Raw genomic sequence first — 19,729 nt, 5'->3', positions numbered from 1 at the left:
CGGCACGCTGGCCCCGCGGCTGGTCAGCTACTCCGATCTAGCGATACTCGGTTCTCGACGACCAATAACGTCGCGGTTGGTTCGACGGCTGGGACGGGTCGAGGTTCGGTTGATGAGCTCTGAGGAACCGGACGGGCTGACGTAGGTTCCGGCGTGGTGGCCGTAGACGCCAGCAGTGGTGGCTTCGTCGGTCTTGTAGGTCAGTCGCCAACTGATGCCGAGCGATCGGAGTCCGCCAAGTACTCGCCGGACATCGTCTTGGTCGCGCCAGTCGGTGGTGTAGACGATGATGGGTCTACGGGTCGGGTCTACCTCGTCGGGGTTGGGGCGGGCTGTGGCGACCTTGGCGGATGGGCCGAGCTTGCCGTCCTGTACGGCCTGCTTCACGATTCGCCAGTAGTGGTCGACGTATCGAACCGGGACGAACACCAACCACTTCCCTGAGGCCTGCTCTGCGGGCTGACATCGAACGCTGGCATGGACGTGGATCCACCAGTCTTCGGTTACATCAGTTGGTTGGCGATCATCGTCGACGTTCGACACCTGGGTCTCCTTGCCTCGTCAGCGGTTCGCACTCTACGAACAGCCACCGACGACCGCCCGTGCTCACCGTCGGCATGGCATCAGCGCGACATCTCGTGCGTGAACAAGCCTCACATCCTTGTGTTCACCTTCGTCGATCTTCACCCGGATGGGTGTCTGTGGCTGGGAACTTCAGAGAAGCCGATCAATCCCATGGTGAACTGCGGAGATTGTCGGTGGTGGTGTCTATGGTGCTCACCATGTCTTCGACCGTGACCGAGGTCGACCGCCGCCGCCGCGATCAGGCGATCACCGCCTGCTGTCTGGCCGCCGCCGCCCTCGGGGATCCGGATCTGGCACGCGGCAGGCAGGCGCGTGCGCTGATGAGTTGTCTGGGCGTGTTGGCCTCGACGTATCCGGTCGGGCAGGCCCCGACGATGGCGCAGTTCCGCAGCGGCCTGTCTCGCCCGCTGCGGGAGTTGCTACCCGATGGTGTCGACTTCGCCGGAGTCAGTGACCTGGTTCTGCTCGACGAGGCGGGGCAGTTCAGAGACGAGGCCCGCGACCTGTGTGTGGAGCACCTAGTTCCGTCTGTGGCGTTGGACGAGCACTGGCCGTGGGCCAAGGTTGCCACGGAGCAGGAGGAGCGACGCATATATGAGGTGCTGCGGCGGCTGCCTGCGAAGGACTACACCCAGGCTCGCGAACTGCTCGTGGACGAGCCTTCCGGGGACCTGCGCAAGTTGCGCCGGACCTGGGACACGCTGTGGGGACGGTTCGACCACTACGAGCCGATCGTGGAGTGGACGTGGTGCCAGATCCGCGGTTGGTGGTTCGCCTGTCCGACGTGCCGCTGGCCGATGCGCGTGGTCGGTACAGGCACGGTAGTCGAGGTGCGCTGTGAGGCGCACGCGCGCAGCGGGATCATCTACACCTGCCATACCGATGGATCCGCCGATCGAGCTCCCCTTCTCCAGCCCGCTGGCCCGCAGGCCAGCGAGGTCAAGGGCCAACCGGCTACCCCGGAATCGCGCGCGGTGTCGCGGGTGATCTGGCGGTACGTGACCCTACCGGGGATCTTGGAGTGCGACCTGCGCGACCACGCTCGTGCCGCCGGTGCAGAGGTGGACATGTGGCCTCACAAGGACCGCTACGACCTGCGGGTCACGCTGAAGCGGAAGGTATGGAGGGTGGACGCCAAGGCGTGGGCGTCTCCGGTGGCACTCGGCGAGGCGCTACGCGAGACGGAACCGGCCGAGGCCGGATTGATCATCGTGATCCCCGATCACCAGCGCTCCAGTCGAGGGCTTCTGGCCGAGATGCTGCGCGGCGCGGGCTATCGGGTCATGACTGCGACCGATCTCAAGAACGACATCGACAAGGCTGCGGGGGTTCGGCGGTGACCAGTCTGCGCCAGTTGGCCACGCAGATCGCGTGTGCGTTCTCCGAGGAGTTCTTCGGGTTCCGTGGTACCGACGGCCGAACCGTCGTGCCGTTGGACCAAGCGGGTCTGATCGCCTCGGGCAGGCTAGACCTGTGGTCGGACTGGCCCGACCAGCCCGACGGCACCCAACGGCTGGTGGGGAGGTTCCTGCGGCTGCGCCATAACGAGCTCGGCTCGCCCCGGCGGTTCCTTGAAGCGGCCCGCAAGCTGCGCCACGATCAGAACAGCCCCTACGAAGTACCGGATGACGTTCCCGACAACGCTGTGACCTATGTGATCGCGCGGCATGGGCAGCGTCCGCTTGATCTCGCCGAGCGTCTGCTCGAGGAGGCCGAGACCAAGTACCTACAGAGCCGGCGTCCGCTACCGGTGGCCGGTCCCGGCCGGTGGAGCTTCGGCTGGCGGGGCGAGTCCACGGTCGAGCTGCCGATCATCATGCACGGTGCCACCGTCGCCCCGGTCGTGTTGGACACGGCCGGGAAGGTTGACGCCGTCAAGGTCAGCCCGGCCGACCTCAAGGCGCTGGCGGACCAGCTGGCGAAGGCTTCGGAAACCTCTCCGTGGCAAAGCGGCATCATCGAGGAGCTGTTCGCCAAGCTGCGCGACGTCGAGGACCTGCCAGTGACCGAGTTGTTGCTGCGTGCGGGTGGCATCCGGTTACTCAACGCCCCGACCGGCGTGGGCAAGAGCGTGCTGACCCGGTTGCTGGCGGTCCACCTGGCCCGGCAGGGCATCCCCGTGGCCATCGTGGTCGGAACCATCCACGAGGCGCTTACTACCGCTGAGAAGATCGCTCATGAGGAGGACGACGCGCGACGCCTGACCGCGGACATCCAGGATGACCTCGCCGCATTGGGCGCGCCCGCATTGTGCGTGGCCTTGGTGTCCCCGCGGCGCCTGGACGAAAAGGCCACCCAGGCGGCCGAGCGCGGCGAGTGGGACCGCTTCGACACGCTGGGCTACGGCTGTGTTCTGCCCGCACTCATGGTCGACGGTCCGCCGCCGACCGCGCCAGACGAACCCTGCACTTCCCTGCGAGTCCGGCCCGCGTCCGGTGAGGAGGAGACCCGCAATGCTGCCAAGGGCAAACGAGGCAAGTCCGATGACGACCAGCGGCACGCCTGTCCCATGTCGGGTTCCTGCGGGCGGCATCGCGGGTTCCATGATGCCGCCCGGGCAGACATCATCGTCACCAACCACCACAACCTGATCCACGGCACGGTGCCGATTCCCGTGCGGATCGACGGCATCGACCACAGCCGCATGCCGCTGCTGGAATTTCTCATGCGCCGCTGCCCGGCGCTGATCATCGACGAGATCGATCTGTTGCAGAGCAACATGTTCGACGCAGGGGCCAAGCAACTGGTGCTGGCGGCCAGCGGCGGGCAGCACGAGCTGCCACTGGCGCAGCTTGACACACAACGCACGATGCTGATGCCCGCCGAGGACCGCGAAGTCGTCCCCGCCCTGTCGCGCACCCGGTTCCTGGCCGACCAGTTCCTCAACTACGTGCTGGAACAGGACATGTGGCTGGAGGCGGACCCCGATCGCCCCGGCTCCGGCTGGCACGTACCCGGTTCCAATGACCGCATGTTGCTCCAAGCCCTGTTCGGCGTCGAGGACGTCACCGGCGGGGTGGCGCCGGAGATCTACGAGCAGTTCAACGCCCTGTTCCCGGACACCCGCGAAGTCAACGGCGGCACACCACCGCGCAAGATGCGCAAGGTCGCCACTCTGCTGCGCTCGGTCGTGAGCAACGACACCGGCCAGGACCGAATTCGGGAGGTAAAGCACAGCCTGCACGGCACGCTTACCCGACGGGTCCGGGACAAGGACATGCGCCGCGATGTGGTCAACGCCCTGCTTGTACGGACTTGGCTCGGCGCGCTGCACCAATCGTTGACTCGGCTGACCTTCGCAGTCAGCTCACCGGGCACCGAACTTCCCGCCGCCCGCGTGCTCGCCGAAAAGCTGGGCACCTTCGTCCAGCACGCCACCATCCCCTACGGCCCGCTCGGTTACCTGCTGTTCGGGTTCCGCGTCGACAAGGTGACCGACCCCTACCCGCAGGGCAAGCTGTCCGTGCAGGCCATCGCCGGCGACCCGCACACGACCGTGGCGCAGCTGGGCGGCACGGTGGCTTTGGCCACCGCCGGTGTGCCGCGGATCGTCCTGGGCTTGTCGGCCACGGCGTTCTTCCCCGGCGCCTCCCGCGAGCACATCAAGGCCGAGATCACCTACGCGATGACCGACGCAGCGCCGGGCGCGTTCACCACCCGCGCGGGCAAGGCACTCGACGAGGAGTTCCAAGCCATCCACATCGGTGGCCGGTCCGAATCCCAGAAGCCCGACGCAATCCGCGAACTCGGCAAGACGCTGTGGGATCAACACCTGGATCGGCACCTGCGCAAGCTCGCCGAGTCCGCGCCCGACCGGGAACTATGCATGCTGGTGGGCAACTCCTACAAGCACGCCGCGCTGCTCGGTGCCGGGATCGCCTCCCACGTTGGCGACCCGAGCTGGGTCGCGGTCGTCGTGCCGAAAGACCAGCGGCCTTCCTCGGTGGCGTTGCCTTCTGGGGTGGTGCGGGTGACGGTGGATGACCTGGAGGCGTTGCCGCAGGAGTACCCGAACGTCAAGGTGTGCATTGCGCCGTTGAGCCTGGTGGCACGTGGGCTCAACATCCTGGTGCCCGGTGACCAGCGCTCCGCCCTGGCGTCGGTCTGGGTGTGCGTGCGTCCACCGACCCAGCTCACCGACTCGGCGGAGATGTTCGCCAGCGTCAATTCCTACGCGCTCGACATCGGCACGCCCGGCCCCGACCCTGCCGCTGTGCTGGACGAGCAGCGCCAGGCCGCGTTCTCTCGGCTGCACCACATCCTGGCCAGTGACCCGCGGTTCAGCAGGCTCAGCCGTGTACTCAAGGCCGAAGCCGTGGCCGGGATGCTCGTCGACCTGATCCAGCTCGCCGGACGCGCCCGCCGCGGCGGCACCCCGGTCGAGCTCTACCTGGTCGATGGAGCCTTCCACGACGCGAAGTTCGGCAGCGACCTGCCGGGACTGCTGCGCTTTTACTACGACAACCTAACCCCTGACCGCCAGCGTGCACTGAGCCGCATCTACGGCTCCACGTTGGTGTCCTGGCTCGACTTCGCCGGAATCGACCACACCACCAAGGACGACAACCTGTGACCACGGGCGACGACAAGCTGCACCTGCTGGCCTACCCGCTGACCACCGAACTGCACGGCGTGGTGCACGTCCACCGCTTCCCCGAACGCGCGCGCGACGTGTGGGGAGACCTGCTCGACCGCTATCGCGACATCACCGGCTCCCGCGGCAACCTGCCCTACGCCGGTCTCGCCACCGCCCTGCGTGCCGTCGGCCGCACCTGCGTCAACCTGTTCCCAACCAGCCGGAACAATCCACCCGGGCAGTTGATCAGCCGCGGCAGCCTGGACAGCCGCGACATCCACGACGCCGTGGTCCTGTGGGAACAGGCCCTGCTCAGGGTGCCTGAGGACGAGATCAGCTTCTCCTACCCCAGTGAGCTGGCCGAGCTCGTCGCCAGCATCACGCCAGACGAGGTCGTGTTGGCCGACGAGATCAAGCGCGTGGGTGACCAGCCTGACGCGGCGCACTGGGTTTACGACGCGGCCACATGGGAGGTCGCCCAACGACTGGCCTCCAGTGTCTGGAAGGTCGACGGCCGCGAAGTCGCCCTCCGCGCCGACACCGAGGGAAACTTGCTGGTCTGGAACACCGACTTGCTGTGGACCGGCTACTGGGACAACGCCAAGGACAACCCGTCCTACGCCGCACTGCGCGTGCAACTGATGATGAAGACGCTGCCCTGGATGCGCGACCCGGTCGTGGTGGTCGACCCATCGGTGTCCAGGCTGAGCCGCTGGCTCAACTCCTCACGCACCGCATGGCTGGCCCAACGCTCGACACAGGATCCGCTGCTCGCCCTCGACGTCGAAGGCCGCGGACGCATGACCCGAATCGAGCGCACGAGCGACATCGCCCTCACCGTGTGGGCCCGGCTCGGCGGCGAGACCCTGATCCGGCCAGAAGACCGTGACCTGACCGGCGAACCCGGCAGGCTGCGCGCACTTGTCCCGAAGTCCGTGCGCTTCCCGATCGGCCGCGGCGTCGGCATGTACACCATCCGTGAACTCAGCGGCCACCTGTCCACGGTCCTGGGCACTCCGAACATCATCGCCCGCAACGTCTCCGGTCACCAGTTTCCAAAGGGCGCGCGTCGGCAGGTGACGGCGGGCCGCGACACGGACCTGCTCGACGAAACTGCCCTGCCCACCATCATCGAGGCATCGGGCTGTCAGCGCCTGCGGATCCTCGTCCTCTACCGCCACCAGCACACCCGTGCCCGGCTTCAGCGCCTGCTGGCCTACCACTTCAACCGCCCCGACCTCGCCGACACCGGTATGCCGGAGGACGAACCGGCACCGATCGGTGACCACGTCGAGATCATCTTCCACCACGCCGCCGCGCTGTTAGCCCACGGCGACCACTCCGGTCGAGCCGCGCTCCTGTCCGCTGTTCCCCACCTCGACGTGCCCGACGACACGAGGATCGTGGCGCTGTGCGAGACCGAGTACGACGCGCGCGCATGGGCTGCGCAACGCAAGCAGTCGCGCCAGCCCGACAGCACGGTGGACGACCCCGATCTGACCGACGCCAAGCACCCTCTCAACCGCCTGCTTGCCCAGCACCACGTGCTCACGCAGTTCGTCACCACCAAGCCCCCGCCCAAACCGGATACCGGACCGGCGGCGAAGCCGATCCACGACACGTCGAACGACATCGATACCGACACCGACGAATTCGCTTCCGCAGAAACGGATGCGGAGGAGACCGACCCGTTGACCGAGTTGGGGCTCAGCCTGAAGAAGGATCATCCAGGTCACAACGCAGTCGCCGACATGCTACGAGCCGCCGGTCTGATCCATCCTCGGCTCAGCCGAGCGCTTGCCTTCGGCCGCTATGGTCTGAAGGAACCCGTCGCGTTCGTCGGCCTGCACATCCGCGAGCAGCGCGGAGCGCGGTGGACCTCAGCGGGACCGCGTCTGAGTTGGTCGCTTGTGGCGCTCATCCCTGACGGAGACCACTGGCACGTCAAGGCATACCAGCCCAAACGACACCCGCGCGGCGGAACGACAGGCTGGCAGGACTACTTCGCCGCCAACACTGCCTTCCGCTCGCACCCCCTGCCCGAAGGTAAACGGCAGGACCTCTCGCTGGTTGACAGCATCGACACCGCGCTCAGCCAACTCCAAGACCACCTCGACACGACCAACGGCTACGTCCTGCTGGTGTCCGGCGACAGCTCCCGCTCCCTGTGGCCGCTGCTCGCCAACAAGAACCTCGACCTGCGTCCGGACTCGGCAGGACGTGTCAACGACCGACCGGCCCTCCCAGGTTGCAACCCTTCCAGCGGCCACCGGCCGCGCGCCATCGTTCGCGTGACCTCCGGCTCCCGTGACCTACCTCGACCGGTCGAGTTGCACGTTCTGAAAAACGAACAGCAGGAGGACGAGGCTGTCGAGAAGAAACGTCAGATCAAGAAGACCACCGAGGGTCTCTACCAGCTCGACGGAGCCCAGAACACGTGGATCCTGTCCAACATCCCGCGCCAGTTCACCGGCGGACGCAAGTACTCCCGCGCGGGAGAGGCCAACACCCGCTGGACCGCTGACAACGAAGCCAGCCAACACACCTGGTACGCCCACACGAACACGGAGATCGTCGTCGTCGGCGCAGACACCGACCCGATCCGCTACGCCATCGCAGCCGCGCGACTCTGCGACCACGCCGTCTCCTGGGACGGGCGCACCAGCTACCCGGCACCCATCCACCTCGCCGCCAAGATGGACAAGGATCACCCCGACTACCGACGCACCGTCGACCCCGACGAAGAAGTCGAACTCGACGAACTCAAAGACGACGACACAACCGTTGTCCTGGAAGGCGAATAACAGCACGTGCCCAGGTCGCGGCATGGCTGCGATCAAGGGGTTCATGGCGGGACCGGTGTGGCTCGGGTTCGGCGGACGGGCTCGTTGACGACGTGGCCCTGTGTCCGGGAACTCGTCCGAGCGCGGCTCGCGACGGCTCAAAACTCCGACGCCGAAGCGGCCGGTGGCTGATCGGTGGGCGATGGGGACCGAGGGTGATCAGCTACCGGCCGTACTCAGTGTCGTAGATGCGCTTCAGTTCGGCGGCACGCTGCTCGTCGCAGGTTCGGCCCGGCAGTTCCGGATCACACCGCAAGCGAAGCAGACGCGACCGGATCGCTCCGGGAGTACGGCCGTAGCGAGTCGCGATCTCCTTGCGCCGCGTCTCGGCCACATCCACAGGGTCGGCGGTCAACCACTCGTCACGCAGTGCGGCATCCTGGTCCGGTGTCCATGAGGCGTGCGAGTTCGCCACGCCACCGGGTCGAGGCGGCAAGCGACGGCGGGTGCTCTCCAGTTGAGCCGTAGTCTCGGGCAACAGCGGCCAGGATCGGGCGCCAGCCCGGACATCTACCGCGCGGGCCCGCAACCGCGCAGCGCCGTCGCCATCACCACGGGCGTCCGACCCTGCGGCACGTCGCTCGAGCTTGTCGGCGTAAGCGAACTCGCTATCGCGATACCAACGGGCCTGACGGCTGTGCAGGACGTGCGGAGCGACCCGGCCGACGGCCTCCGGGTACACCCTGGCCAACCGCCAGGCAAGACGCGCTGCGGCGATCGCGTCTCCCGAACTGGTGTGGGCGTTGTCCAGTCGCACCTGATAGTGGCCGCACACCGCGGCGAGAGTGCGCTTGCCTTCGCGCTGGGTATCGAGCTGGCGGTCGATGCACAGCGGATCGACCACGGGACCGCTGAGCGGGAGGCTGCGACCGTGGTGCCGCTGGAGTTCGGCGTCGAGCATCGTCAGGTCGAACGCGGCGTTGAACGCGCACAGCGGCGTCGTGGGTGTCCACACCTCGGCCAGCACGGCTGCCAGTTCGTCGATCACCTCTGGGGAGGGACGGCCTTCGATACGGGCCAGTTCGGTGGTGATGCCGTGGATGGCAGTGGCATCGGCCGGGATCTCGACACCTGGATCGGCCAACCAAGTGCGGGTGTTGACCTCTGGTCGCATTCCTGGTCCATTTGGCGTGATGGTCACGATGGCGGCGGTGACCATGCGGTCCCTGCGCGGGTCGACGTCCGTCGTCTCCAAGTCCATCGCGACGATGGGCCCGTCGGCCCATGACACTACGGGTTCAATCATGCGCGCACCGTAGTAGCTTGGCCCGACAGTTTTGGATTCGCGCAGGTCGACCCCGAAGGCGAGCTGCTGAGCACTGGCCACGGCGAGTCTGTCGCAGCGAAGCCGTTGTACCGAGATAGCGAAGGGCATGATCATGCCTTGGAGGCGGCAACCGACCTCCACCATCGTGGCTGGGATCTACGCGCGTTGGGTCGTCCAAGCGGGCACTCTTCGCGAATCGTCGACACATGAGAGGAACGTGAATGATCCAGATCGGTGATGAGCAGATATACCGTCTGCGCGATTACGATTCGTCGCAGCGCGTCCGCATCCTCGCTGTCGAAACGAAGAAGAAGAGTTCGAGGTACGAGATCGAGTTCCTTGATGGCGAGAATGCAGGAAAGCGGGAAAACGTTCCGGCGAAACGGCTCCGGGGGCCTTGGTCTGAGGTAGGTATTTATGACGAGATGATGGCGAACTGGGAACGTGTAGCCGCGTTCGAACTGACCGACCGAGAAGAGGCTGCCGTCGAGACCGTGTTCGCAGAGTTGATTCCCGAGGCAGTTGCGGAGTGGGAGTGGTCCCCTGTTCGATGGGCCACGACGATTCATGACCCAGCGGCGCTTGAACCGCTCATCGGCCTCCCCGTCAGCGAATTACTTGACCAGGTCGACTCCTTTGCGTCAACTGACGGCGAACTGGTGTCTCCGGCTGGCACCCTCATGATCGCCGAGTTCGCCTGCCGAGTGAACCCGATGCCGGTGCTGGACTGGGTAATCGAGGATGAGCGAAAGTACCGCGAGAAAACGAAACGCGGCGAATCCTTCGTCCGCGACGGGATCGAAAGGACATCGGATCCACAGTGGGAGTACCGCTGGTATCTGGAGCACGGCCGCCCGGTGCACGAACTGCTCCGCGGCTGGTGCGGTCATCGCGCAGTCACCATGCAGGAACGCCTGGCCGCCGCAGAGGCGGAAGTGCAGCGACTGGACGAACTCATCACCCGCCTCATCGACCAGATGCAGGGGAACGGGCACAGCATCTTCGCCGATGTGATGGCTCGCGTGCATGAGGAGGAACGGATCACCCCTGCCAACTTCCGTCCCGTCGTCGACCGTCCGTTGAAGCCATCTGAAATACCGGTCCGGTACGAACGTGCACCGCGGCGCTGGGGATATCGCTAATGGGTCACGGGTTCATGAACGGTGCACGCCTGTGGCCGCCTCGGCGACAACGTGGGGATAGACCGCGTGGTCCGGGAAAGGGTCAGTCGCGTTCGCGACCGTCGTGATCCTTTCCGCCCATTGCAGTGCCCGCGCATGGTCGTCAGCGGCGAGTGATGATGCGTGTCGGCGAACTTCCTCGGCGTAGGCGCGCATCTGGTTTGCTTCTATCCAGCGCCTCGCCTGATCTCGGGCTTCTTCGTCGATCAGGTGTTCTCGGTGTGCGACCGCGGCGCGTTCCCTTGCCGCTGCCAGACGCTTCTCCTGTTCAGCCCGCTCTTGCTGGGCCTGGCGTTGCCGTTCGCTCTCCACGACGCGCCTCTCGGCCAGATGTCCGTGACGGAGCCGGATCTCCTCCAGAATCTGCGCGAGATCATCTTCTAGACGATGCCCATCAGCGTCTTTCCAGCTATCGGCCCAAAACCGTCCCCCAGCTCCTTCGAGGACAATGCCGAGCTTCTCATCCGGGACATCGTCGAAGTCCGGGAACATGTAGCCGCGCCGCGCTCGCGCAAGCTCACGTTCCGTTGGCACGTGGGGACGTTGCAGTGTGGCTTGGGTGAATCGGAGTTGAAACTCGTCCCGGTCGATCATGAACCGGATTTCGTCGTCAGTTGAGCGGCCTCCCCCGTAGCCACTGCGTTGTGCCTGCCGCCCTGCTTTGGCAGATACCGTCATCCCGGATTCACGCGCGCCAACGACCAGAGCTTCGAGCAGACGCAACGCGCGGTTGCGCGGATCTCCGTGGACAGAGAACGTCTCGCTGTCCATGATCGTCTGAACGACATCGCTGGTGTCTTGCGCTCTCGTCGATACGCGTGACGGGATCAACGTCCCGATCTGCCATTCGGGAAGTCGCTCAAGCGTGATCGCCAGCATGTAGCCGACTTCCTGTCGCACGTAGTCGAAAGACAGCCTCATCCCTTCTGGAATCCGCTCGAATCGCTTCGCAAAACCGACGAGCTGACGGTATCGTGCTCCCTCAGAGGTGGGCACGAGGATGCGGTGATCGTCTGCTTCCTGTAGGGACAGCATGAACTGATCGACCGGCCCTTGTTTCTGTGCGGACGATCGCTGAGAAGGTGCGGCGGCGCTTCGAGCCGATGGATTTACACGGCTTCGCTTCGTCGCAGCAGGTGCGATCTCGGGGCGCCGCTCGCGATCCGGGGTGTCAGGAACATCCCGATCGGGCCGGTCACGAGGTAGGTAGTTGCCGTGCTCAAGGTAATAGGCGCCGTCCTTGGTTATCGACGCAACCCACGACGGCCCATGGCCTTTCACGAGAATCAGACCGTGGTTGTGAAGTGCGCGAGCACCCACACGGTGAGCCCAGCCCTCGTAGACCCCTTCCACGCACCCCTCGCCCACCCACTTGAGGATCGCGAACTGACTTGGCGTCAGGGGCGCTTTCCGAACGGCCATCGTCACAGCCTCCTAAGTACGAGCAACTCTCCCTGCGAGCACCCCATTCAACCGTCTCGCTGTCATCCCGGTGTTGTCGCGCTCCAGCCGCGCCGTCAACTCCGACACCCACCCGTGCTCAACCCCGTGCCCGTGCTCTAACCCGTGTCGCCGTCGGCGTGAGCCGACCCTCGATCCGGGCGTGCAACCGTCCCAACTCCGGCGCAGCAAGATCTACAAGCACGCCGAACGGCGCCTGGCGACATGCCTTGCGCTCTCGCAACCAGCGAAGTTGATTGTGGGTGGTCGACGGACCAGGCGTGGACTGCGGCGTCCTACCCACGGAGTGGCAGAAGGTGCTCAACGACCAATCTGCCCCCGCAAGAAGCCGCTGGTCGGAACTGTTTCGTTGTGTTCTCGACAGCGGTCGGCCGCTCGACGGCCACCAGCACGCCGGTTGCGCCCGCGGTCTACTGAAGCCTGTGCCTTCTCGTTCACGCTGTTGTGTCAGACTCAGCCGGTAGCGGCGGTCTACCGCGATCCACCCGGGAAAATCGTCGCTGATCTGGCGATCGCCGAGGCACCGGGCGGGATTGCCTGGCCGACATCGCGGCGGTGCGGGCGCAGGCGGCGGTGTCACGGCTGATCGACAAGCTCGCCCAAGACCCGGACAAGGCGCTGGCAGCGATCAACATTGCCCGAGCGGCAGCACGAGCCAGGGCGTGGAAGGTGGCCGGTGCGCACGCCCCGGACCACGGCATCCCGCCGGTCGCGGAGGTCGATCAGACCCGACCCGGGAGTTCAGCTCATTGGGGCTCGTGCCGATATCGGAGGAACGACGGCGCATGAGCTGCCGGTCGACTCTGAACCCACTCCGTCCGTGAAGATCGAGGAGAACTGTGGCGAAGCTGACCGAGGAAGAGAAGGCGCGTCGTGCGCTGAACCGGCGCCGCAAGGCTGCGTTGGAAGCCGAAGAGGACGCAATTCGGCAGGAGAAGAAGCGCCGCGAATGGCAGGCGAATGGCACATATCTCACCCGGGCTGAGATCAACGCTGGCGAGCCTTGCCGCGGATGTGGACTGCCGGTGTTCGATGGACGTGGGAGGCTGCCAGTTCTACTCAAGATGGATAGCCAGCAGCGTGAGGAGTACGAAATTGCGGAGGCGGATTTCAGGGAACGCCACTCAGACTGCCGTAGCCACCGTTGGAGTATTGACGGATCCAGGACAACACACTGCGGTTTCTGTTGCCCACCGCCGCCGTTGAGCGAGGAGCAGATTTCAGCGATTCGCGACATCTTCGCTCGAAATAGACCGGATCCTGCGGAGCTGGACACCTGGCAGTTGACACTGACATGCGATCACGTCATCGAAAAGGTTCAGCACTGCTCGAACACGTATTGGTCAAGTACCGTGGCCGACTGCCCCGACTGTCAGCAGAAACGGGGTATTGTTTCGACAGAAAAGCTCCCGTCGGGATCTGCCCGTCGTGATGCAGAAGAGCGCCGAGTGGCCGACGAGCTCGTCAAAGCCCGCGCTGAGCACGAACGATTGCAAAAGCGTGCCGACTCCGCTCGTAGGCGCATTAACAAGCTGGAAAGCCAGCTCACAAACCCGACTGGGCCCGCTGAAGGAAACGGACGTTGAGTCTCAACCACCTTGAGCTGCATCCAGCGTCGCGCACACGGACATTACTGACCTGCCCCACTGAACTGGCCAAGTCGGGCGTCATGGGATCAACATCGCCTGGGCTCATCGCGCGTCAGAGGTCACGCGCAGATGTCGAGCTTCCACCAGGCTGTCTGGGCGCAGGAGGCAGGATGGCCGGGTGCTTATTGTGCGTGCCACCAAGAAGTTGCTGCGCCTGGCGGGCCCACCGACCGCGCCTGACCACGAGCGTGGCACCACGCTGCTGGGTCCCTGGTACGCCACGGCCCTGTTCTGGAGACCGCGGGTCGTGCTGCTGGTCAATGAGACGACCCTGCTGCCGGTGCTGATGCCGTTGGCACCCGCCGCCACACTGACCGCCAGGATCGCCGAGCAGGTCACCACAGTCCTGACCGCCCACGACACACCCACGGCGATACTCGACCAGGAACTGCGGCACATGCAGGCCTGCCAGCTGGGCACGACCACCAACCGCAGTGTGGTCGGCGTCATGACCGAGTTCGCCCGCCTCGCCGAAATCCATCACGACGCCGATCCCGCCATGAAGCTGGTCGAGCTATCGCTCCGGTTGGCGGTGACACCCTGCGGACCGCTGTACAGCAGAAACATCAGCCCCAACCGTGAGTTGGCCGCCACTTTGCGCGAGATTGCGCCCTGACTGTTTCGTACACGACTGTGCACGCTCTTTGTACCTACATAAGCGGGCCAGCAACTGCGCTGACATCGAGTGGACGCAGATGGACGCGACCGATCTTGTACGACGATCTACGGCTAACTTGATCTCGTGAGCTTGATTCGGAAGACCTACGCCCCGTTGCCACCGCACACGAACGAGGACGAACTCGCGGAAGCGGTGCTCGCCGAGCTTGATTCCACGTTCGAGCACCAGTGGCAGGTCTGGGGCACGCACTGCAGCGGACGTCGGATGCGGGTCGACGCCGTCGTGTGGCCGCGCGACCCGAGCGCCTGGAAGGACGATCAGCCCGTTTTCGGCATCGAGTTCAAGGCCCTTGAGCTGGTGCCGTTCGACACCAAGAACTACACCGCCCATGCTGCCCAGGCGGTGGACTACACCCACGTCGACTGGGACGACTACGGCCATCTCATCGTCTTCACCTGCCCACCGCCAGCGAAGGGCAGCCTCAGGCGGTCGTAGCATGTGATCTTGGTGTTCGGTGGGGAAGGATTCCCTGTCGTGCGCAGGATGTTGACGTTGGCTGATCGGGAGGAGATCTCTCGTGGTCTGGCGGAATCGTTGGAGTACAAGGAGATCGCTGCCCTGATTGGGCGTGATTCCTCGATCGTCTCGCGCGAGGTTGCTCGTCATGGCGGGCGGCAGCGGTATCGGGCGGTGGTTGCCGAGCGGGTCGCGGTGGCGGCACGGGCGCGGCCGAAGGCGATGGCGGTGGACCGGTCGCCTGCTCTGCGATCGCTGGTGCTGGGGTTGTTACGTTTGGGCTGGTCACCGGGGTCGATCGCGGGTCGGTTGGCACGCGATCATGATGGCGAGGAACCTGGTCGGGTGAGTCACGAGGCCATCTACCAGTGGGTATATGCCCAGCCGGTCGCGACGCTGCGGCGTGAACTTGTCGCGCTGCGCACCGGCCGCACCCGGCGCAGCGGGCCGCGTCCGGCCCCGGCGCCGCGGATCCGTGAGCCCCGCTATATCGACGAGCGTCCCGCAGAGGTCGAAGGCCGGGCGGTGCCTGGGCACTGGGAAGGGGACATCGTCGTCGGCAAGGCGGGTAAGACCGCCGTGGCGACGTTGGTGGAGCGCACCAGTCGGTTCCTGGTCCTGGTGCCGTTGACCGGGCGGGACTCGCTGACCGTGAGCGAGGCGATCATCTCCGCGGTCGGCCCGTTGCCCGCGTCGATCAAGCGGTCGTTGACGTGGGACTGCGGCGCGGAAATGGCGCTGCACAAGGACATCACCGCCACCGGGCTGCCAGTGTTCTTCGCCCACCCGCACTCCCCGTGGGAACGCGGCAGCAACGAGAACCTCAACCGGATCGTGCGCGAGTACCTGCCCAAGGGCGTCGAGATCACCAGCGACCCGCACTACCTTGCCGCGATCGCCGCCGAGATCAACGACCGACCCCGTAAGATCCACGACTGGAAGAAACCCAGCGAGGTATTCACCGAACTCCTCGAATCAGATGCTTCCACCGTCTGAACTCGCCAAGTACTTCCAGACTGCTGGCGCCACGGGCATTGATGCTGCGTTCGTGATGTCACGACTGCTGTGGCGGCTCGGCATCGGAGAACTGGCGAACCTTGAAGGCGAAGGCTGGGCGCTGCTCGGCCAGGGCAATCACGTGCTGTGGTCCGAAAGGCGCGGCGTACATGAGGCCCGGCGGTGGAGCCTCAAACGAAAGTTCGGCAGCCGCTGATCGCCCGCGCAGAATGCGCCCATTCAACACGATTCGAACCTCAGACCGGCACCATCCCTCCGGCCAGTTCTCATACGTGATCAAAGGCGATGCCACGGCCACGTAGCTGGCGACGAATGGCGAACAAATAGACATTGACGCGGATCGCCGGTCTTGACGCAGTCCAAGGTGTGCCTCCGTCGCGGGACGCGGAGTGCATGGCGAACGACCGCGCGAGGATGTCGACCACGGCATCAGCCTTGGACCACGGCGCCCTTCCCGCCGAGTGGCGCGCGGTGCTCAACGACCAATCTGCCCCGCAAGAAACCGCTGGTCGGAACTGTTCCCATCTGTTGTGTGCCCTGCCGGGGGCACAGCGACATGACGGTCCACTTGCGGTGAGAATCCGCTGGTGGACCGTCATTTTTCGTTGCGCGGGCGTTGTGTCCTACGGCCTCTGATGAGAGGAGTCCGTGGAATGAGTCGTGACATGACCGTCTTGAGCCCGATGACGCTGGGCCTCTCGCGGCAGGACGGGCCGCGCGGCTGTGTGGAGCGGTTGCCGAGCGGATCGTGGCGGGTCCGGGTCTACGCCGGAATCGACCCGCTCACCCACCGACAGCGCTATACCAACGAGACCGTCCCGGATGGCCCGACCGCGTTCCTCGAGATCGAGGAAGCCCGGCAACGCCTGCTCGACGCCGGCCGCGGCGGGCAGGCCCGCACCGCCGGAACCATCGGCGAACTGGTGCTACGGCACGTGGCGCTGCTGGCGGTGACCGACACCACTCGGCAGCGCTACACCAGCCTGGCCAGAACCCACATTCTGCCGCTGCTCGGCCACATCCCGATCCGTGCCCTGGGCCCGGACATACTCGAAGACAGCTACGCGCGCCTGCTTCACTGCCGGGAACACTGCGACCCAAGCGCCCCGGCCGAACCAGGGCACGCGTGTCGACCGCTGCACCCATCGACCGTCCGCAAGATCCATTTCTTGATCGGCGCGGCGTGTCGCCGCGCCGTCCGCTGGGGCTGGCTGACCCGCAACCCCTGCACCGACGCCCGACCACCAGCCGCGAGGCAACCGAACCCGTGCCCACCCACACCAGAGCAGGCCGCACGAATCCTGGCCGCCGCCTGGGCCGACCCCCAATGGGGTCCGATGGTGTGGCTGGCCATGGTCAGCGGCGCCCGCCGCGGCGAACTGTGCGCCCTGCGGTGGCGAGACTTCGACCCCGCCACCAGGGTGCTGGTGATCGAACACAGCATCGCCCAACTCGGCTCCCGCACCTGGGAGAAGGACACCAAACTCCACGCCCGCCGCCACATCGTCCTCGACGCTCACACAGTCGCGATGCTCATCGCCTACCACCGCCGCCGCGCGGGCCAGAATGCGCTGTCGGCCGACGCCTTCATGTTCTCCCCGGCCGCCGACGGCCACCTCTGCCGACCACCCGCCTCAGTCACCGCCTGGTACCGGCGCCTCACCCGCAAACTGGGCATCACCACCACCTGGCACAAACTGCGCCACTACAGCGCCACCACCCTCATCACCACAGGCGTGGACCTGCGCACCGTCGCCGGACGACTCGACCACGCCGAGGGCGGCACCACCCTCAAGTACTACACCGCCTGGATCCGCGAAGCCGAACAACGGGCAAGCACCGCCCTCGCCCCCTCCCACTCCCCAGCAACCTCCCACTCGAAATCCCGGACCATGCAACGCAACGGCCACAACCCGCCTACCAGCTCATCGCCGACGACCTACGCAAGTCCATCCGAAACGGCAGCCTCCGCGACGACGCACCACTGCCCACCACAACCGAACTGGCCACCACCTACCAAGTTGCGCCCAGCACCGCCCACCGCGCCATCACCATGCTCGCCAACCAAAACCTCATCACCGTCACCCCAGGCCACCGCGCCCGCATCAATCGTCGCGCAGAACCCTGAATGAAGTCGGTGGCCGGACTCACTCGGGCCGAGGTACGCCGGACGAGCGCGCATGTGCGGTGTTCGCTGCGACCGCAACCGCCAACCGCTTTCGTATCACCGCCGAGCTCACCACCAACGATCCCGGGACTGTAAGACGAGCGGCACGGGTCTATCCCGTGATCGGCTCTGGCGCACTTTCGGTGGTGGCGCGGACCCGCGAGCTTGGGCGGATGCTGATCTTGCCATGATCGTTTGTGGCTGAGGTGACGAAGCTGGTCGATGTGGTTTTCTCGGGTCTGTCCGCGCTATCGATCGAGGGCGTCAATGACGCAGGCGACATGATCGTGGTGCGGGCATCGACCAGGGACGATGCGGTGGCATGTCCTTCCTGCGGGACGCTGACTGGCCGTGTTCTCGCCGTCCATGAACGGATCCCGGCGGATGTACCGGTCGATGGCCGCCGGGTGCTGGTGAGGCTGCGGGTCCGCCGGATGCGGTGCCCTGTCGCCGAGTGCCCGCGCCAGACTTTCCGGGAGCAGGTGCCTGGCCTGGTCGAGCGCTACCAGCGCCGGACCGTGCGATTGGGTGAGCAGGTCCCGTGGGTCGTGCGTGAGCTGGCTGGCAGGGCCTCCGCTCGGCTGTTGCCTGCGATCGGGATCTCGGTGGGGCGGGACACCGCGGTGCGGGTGTTGCTGGGCATCCCGTTGCCGGATCGCGGGGTGCCGCGGGTGCTGGGGATCGATGATTTCGCCCTGCGCCGCGGTCACGACTACGCCACCGTGGTGATCGACGCCGACACCGGCACCCGCGTCGACGTCCTGCCGGGACGCGGCGCGCAGGTGGTGGCCGGCTGGCTGCGGGCGCACCCAGGGGTCGAGATCGTGTGCCGGGACGGTTCGACGGCCTACGCCCAAGCCGTGCGTGACGCGCTACCGCACGCGATCCAGGTGGCCGACCGATGGCACCTGTGGCACGGCCTGTGCGACGCCGCGGGCAGGGAGGTCGCCGCCCACAGCGCGTGCTGGGCCTCCGCCACCGGACTGCGCGAGGGCAAGCTCGCGGACACCACTCTTCAGCGCTGGCAACAGATCCATGCCCTGCTCGATGCCGGAGTCGGATTGCTGGACTGCTCACGCCGCCTCGGCCTGGCCATGAACACCGTCAAGCGATACGCCCGCGCGGCCACACCGCAACGCATCCAACGCGTCCCCAAATACCGGGCCAGCATGATCGACCCATACCGCGACCACCTCCGCGCCCGCCGCGAACAACAACCCGCCGTCGGGGCCACCGCGCTGCTCGGCGAAATCCGCGCCCTGGGCTACACCGGCAGCCACAACCTCCTCGTGCGCTACCTGAACCAGGGCCGCCATCTCGACGAACATCAGCACCTGTCCACACGGCGGGCCGCGCGCCTGATCCTGACCCGACCAGAGAACCTCAACAACCAACAACACCAACGACTCGCAGCGCTGACCGCCGCCTGCCCCGAAATGACCGCACTGGCTGACCTCGTGCGGTCCTTCGCCGCCGCGCTCACCCCCGACAAGGACAACCCGGCCCGGTTGGCGGCTTGGGCCACCGCCGCGCGTGAGGCGGATCTACCTCAAGTGCACTCCTTCGCCCGAGGCATCGAACTGGACATCGACGCCGTCACCGCCGCGATCACCCTGCCCCACCACAACGGACGCACCGAGGGCGTCAACACCAAGACCAAGCTGCTCAAACGACAAATGTACGGGCGCGCGGGCTTCGCGCTCCTACGCCACCGCATCCTCCTCGGCTAACGCCACCACCGAAAGTGCGCCAGAGCCCCGTGATCGGTGTTTCTGGCGGTTCGGTTAGTAGGTTTCAGCGTCCGGCCAGCGGTCACTGAGCCCTTTTCATCCTGCGGTGGTCTCGTAG

General features: G+C 65.9%; 14 protein-coding genes and 2 pseudogenes. 13 read left to right on the top strand and 3 right to left on the bottom strand.

The genetic code is table 11. The features are described 5' to 3' along the window. Positions 1-27: 27 nt before the first annotated feature. Positions 28-543 (bottom strand): putative phosphothreonine lyase domain-containing protein, encoded by a 516-nt coding sequence (locus tag GPZ80_RS29430; RefSeq protein ID WP_187224370.1) that lies wholly within the window; start codon positions 541-543, stop codon positions 28-30. 227 nt (positions 544-770) lie between these two features. On the opposite strand from GPZ80_RS29430, the gene GPZ80_RS29425 reads away from it, so the two are divergent. Genes GPZ80_RS29425 through GPZ80_RS29415 form a run of 3 tightly spaced genes read left to right on the top strand, consistent with a single transcriptional unit; the run spans position 771 to position 7,965 of the window. Continuing rightward, complete coding sequence (locus GPZ80_RS29425; protein ID WP_222720050.1) at positions 771-1,925, top strand: restriction endonuclease-related protein; 1,155 nt, start codon at positions 771-773, stop codon at positions 1,923-1,925. Beyond that, entirely contained in the window at positions 1,922-5,158 is a 3,237-nt protein-coding gene (locus GPZ80_RS29420) for a hypothetical protein (RefSeq protein WP_312880647.1), read from the top strand. Before GPZ80_RS29425 ends, GPZ80_RS29420 begins: the two co-directional genes overlap by 4 nt. Continuing rightward, positions 5,155-7,965 (top strand): RNaseH domain-containing protein, encoded by a 2,811-nt coding sequence (locus tag GPZ80_RS29415; protein WP_187224369.1) that lies wholly within the window; start codon positions 5,155-5,157, stop codon positions 7,963-7,965. Before GPZ80_RS29420 ends, GPZ80_RS29415 begins: the two co-directional genes overlap by 4 nt. A 202-nt stretch (positions 7,966-8,167) precedes the next feature. Here the strand turns inward: GPZ80_RS29415 and GPZ80_RS29410 are convergent, their stop codons facing one another. Continuing rightward, positions 8,168-9,385: an exonuclease domain-containing protein gene (locus GPZ80_RS29410; RefSeq protein WP_246477602.1), complete on the bottom strand. Its 1,218-nt coding sequence runs from the start codon at positions 9,383-9,385 to the stop codon at positions 8,168-8,170. 107 nt (positions 9,386-9,492) lie between these two features. On the opposite strand from GPZ80_RS29410, the gene GPZ80_RS29405 reads away from it, so the two are divergent. After that, complete coding sequence (locus GPZ80_RS29405; RefSeq protein ID WP_222720049.1) at positions 9,493-10,413, top strand: hypothetical protein; 921 nt, start codon at positions 9,493-9,495, stop codon at positions 10,411-10,413. 12 nt (positions 10,414-10,425) lie between these two features. Here GPZ80_RS29405 and GPZ80_RS29400 read toward each other — a convergent pair whose 3' ends face one another. Then, a complete protein-coding gene (locus GPZ80_RS29400; RefSeq protein WP_187224368.1) occupies positions 10,426-11,880 on the bottom strand; it encodes a hypothetical protein in 1,455 nt (484 codons plus the stop codon). A gap of 517 nt (positions 11,881-12,397) precedes the next feature. On the opposite strand from GPZ80_RS29400, the pseudogene GPZ80_RS33090 reads away from it, so the two are divergent. The 9 genes and pseudogenes from GPZ80_RS33090 to GPZ80_RS29365 all read left to right on the top strand — a co-directional run. Further along, positions 12,398-12,642, top strand: a pseudogene (locus GPZ80_RS33090) (IS1380 family transposase); the annotation flags it as partial. 110 nt (positions 12,643-12,752) lie between these two features. Next, positions 12,753-13,499, top strand: a complete 747-nt coding sequence (locus tag GPZ80_RS29395; RefSeq protein ID WP_187224367.1) for a hypothetical protein — start codon at positions 12,753-12,755, stop codon at positions 13,497-13,499. A gap of 181 nt (positions 13,500-13,680) precedes the next feature. Further along, the gene (locus tag GPZ80_RS29390) at positions 13,681-14,178 is read left to right on the top strand and encodes a DUF6933 domain-containing protein (RefSeq protein WP_187224366.1); all 498 of its coding nucleotides are present in this window, start codon (positions 13,681-13,683) and stop codon (positions 14,176-14,178) included. A 126-nt stretch (positions 14,179-14,304) separates the two neighbouring features. Next, a complete protein-coding gene (locus GPZ80_RS29385) occupies positions 14,305-14,676 on the top strand; it encodes a hypothetical protein (RefSeq protein ID WP_187224365.1) in 372 nt (123 codons plus the stop codon). Between the two features lie 48 nt (positions 14,677-14,724). Then, a complete protein-coding gene (locus GPZ80_RS29380; RefSeq protein WP_246477606.1) occupies positions 14,725-15,693 on the top strand; it encodes an IS30 family transposase in 969 nt (322 codons plus the stop codon). Beyond that, positions 15,677-15,910, top strand: coding sequence for a hypothetical protein (locus GPZ80_RS29375; RefSeq protein ID WP_187224363.1), 234 nt, complete (start codon positions 15,677-15,679; stop codon positions 15,908-15,910). The genes GPZ80_RS29380 and GPZ80_RS29375 overlap by 17 nt, the downstream gene beginning before the upstream one ends. A gap of 439 nt (positions 15,911-16,349) precedes the next feature. Next, positions 16,350-17,510, top strand: a pseudogene (locus GPZ80_RS32260) (site-specific integrase); the annotation flags it as partial. Further along, a complete protein-coding gene (locus tag GPZ80_RS34140) occupies positions 17,402-17,842 on the top strand; it encodes a winged helix-turn-helix domain-containing protein (protein ID WP_376771791.1) in 441 nt (146 codons plus the stop codon). The pseudogene GPZ80_RS32260 and the gene GPZ80_RS34140, both read left to right, overlap by 109 nt. A 236-nt stretch (positions 17,843-18,078) precedes the next feature. Next, entirely contained in the window at positions 18,079-19,611 is a 1,533-nt protein-coding gene (locus GPZ80_RS29365; protein ID WP_187224362.1) for an ISL3 family transposase, read from the top strand. The last annotated feature ends 118 nt before the right edge of the window (positions 19,612-19,729 follow it).

It is taken from the genome of Actinokineospora xionganensis (genome assembly GCF_014323725.1).
In the GTDB taxonomy this organism is placed as follows: domain Bacteria; phylum Actinomycetota; class Actinomycetes; order Mycobacteriales; family Pseudonocardiaceae; genus Actinokineospora; species Actinokineospora xionganensis.
Note: the sequence above shows the minus strand (reverse complement) of the source record. Positions and strands in the feature narration are given on the sequence as shown.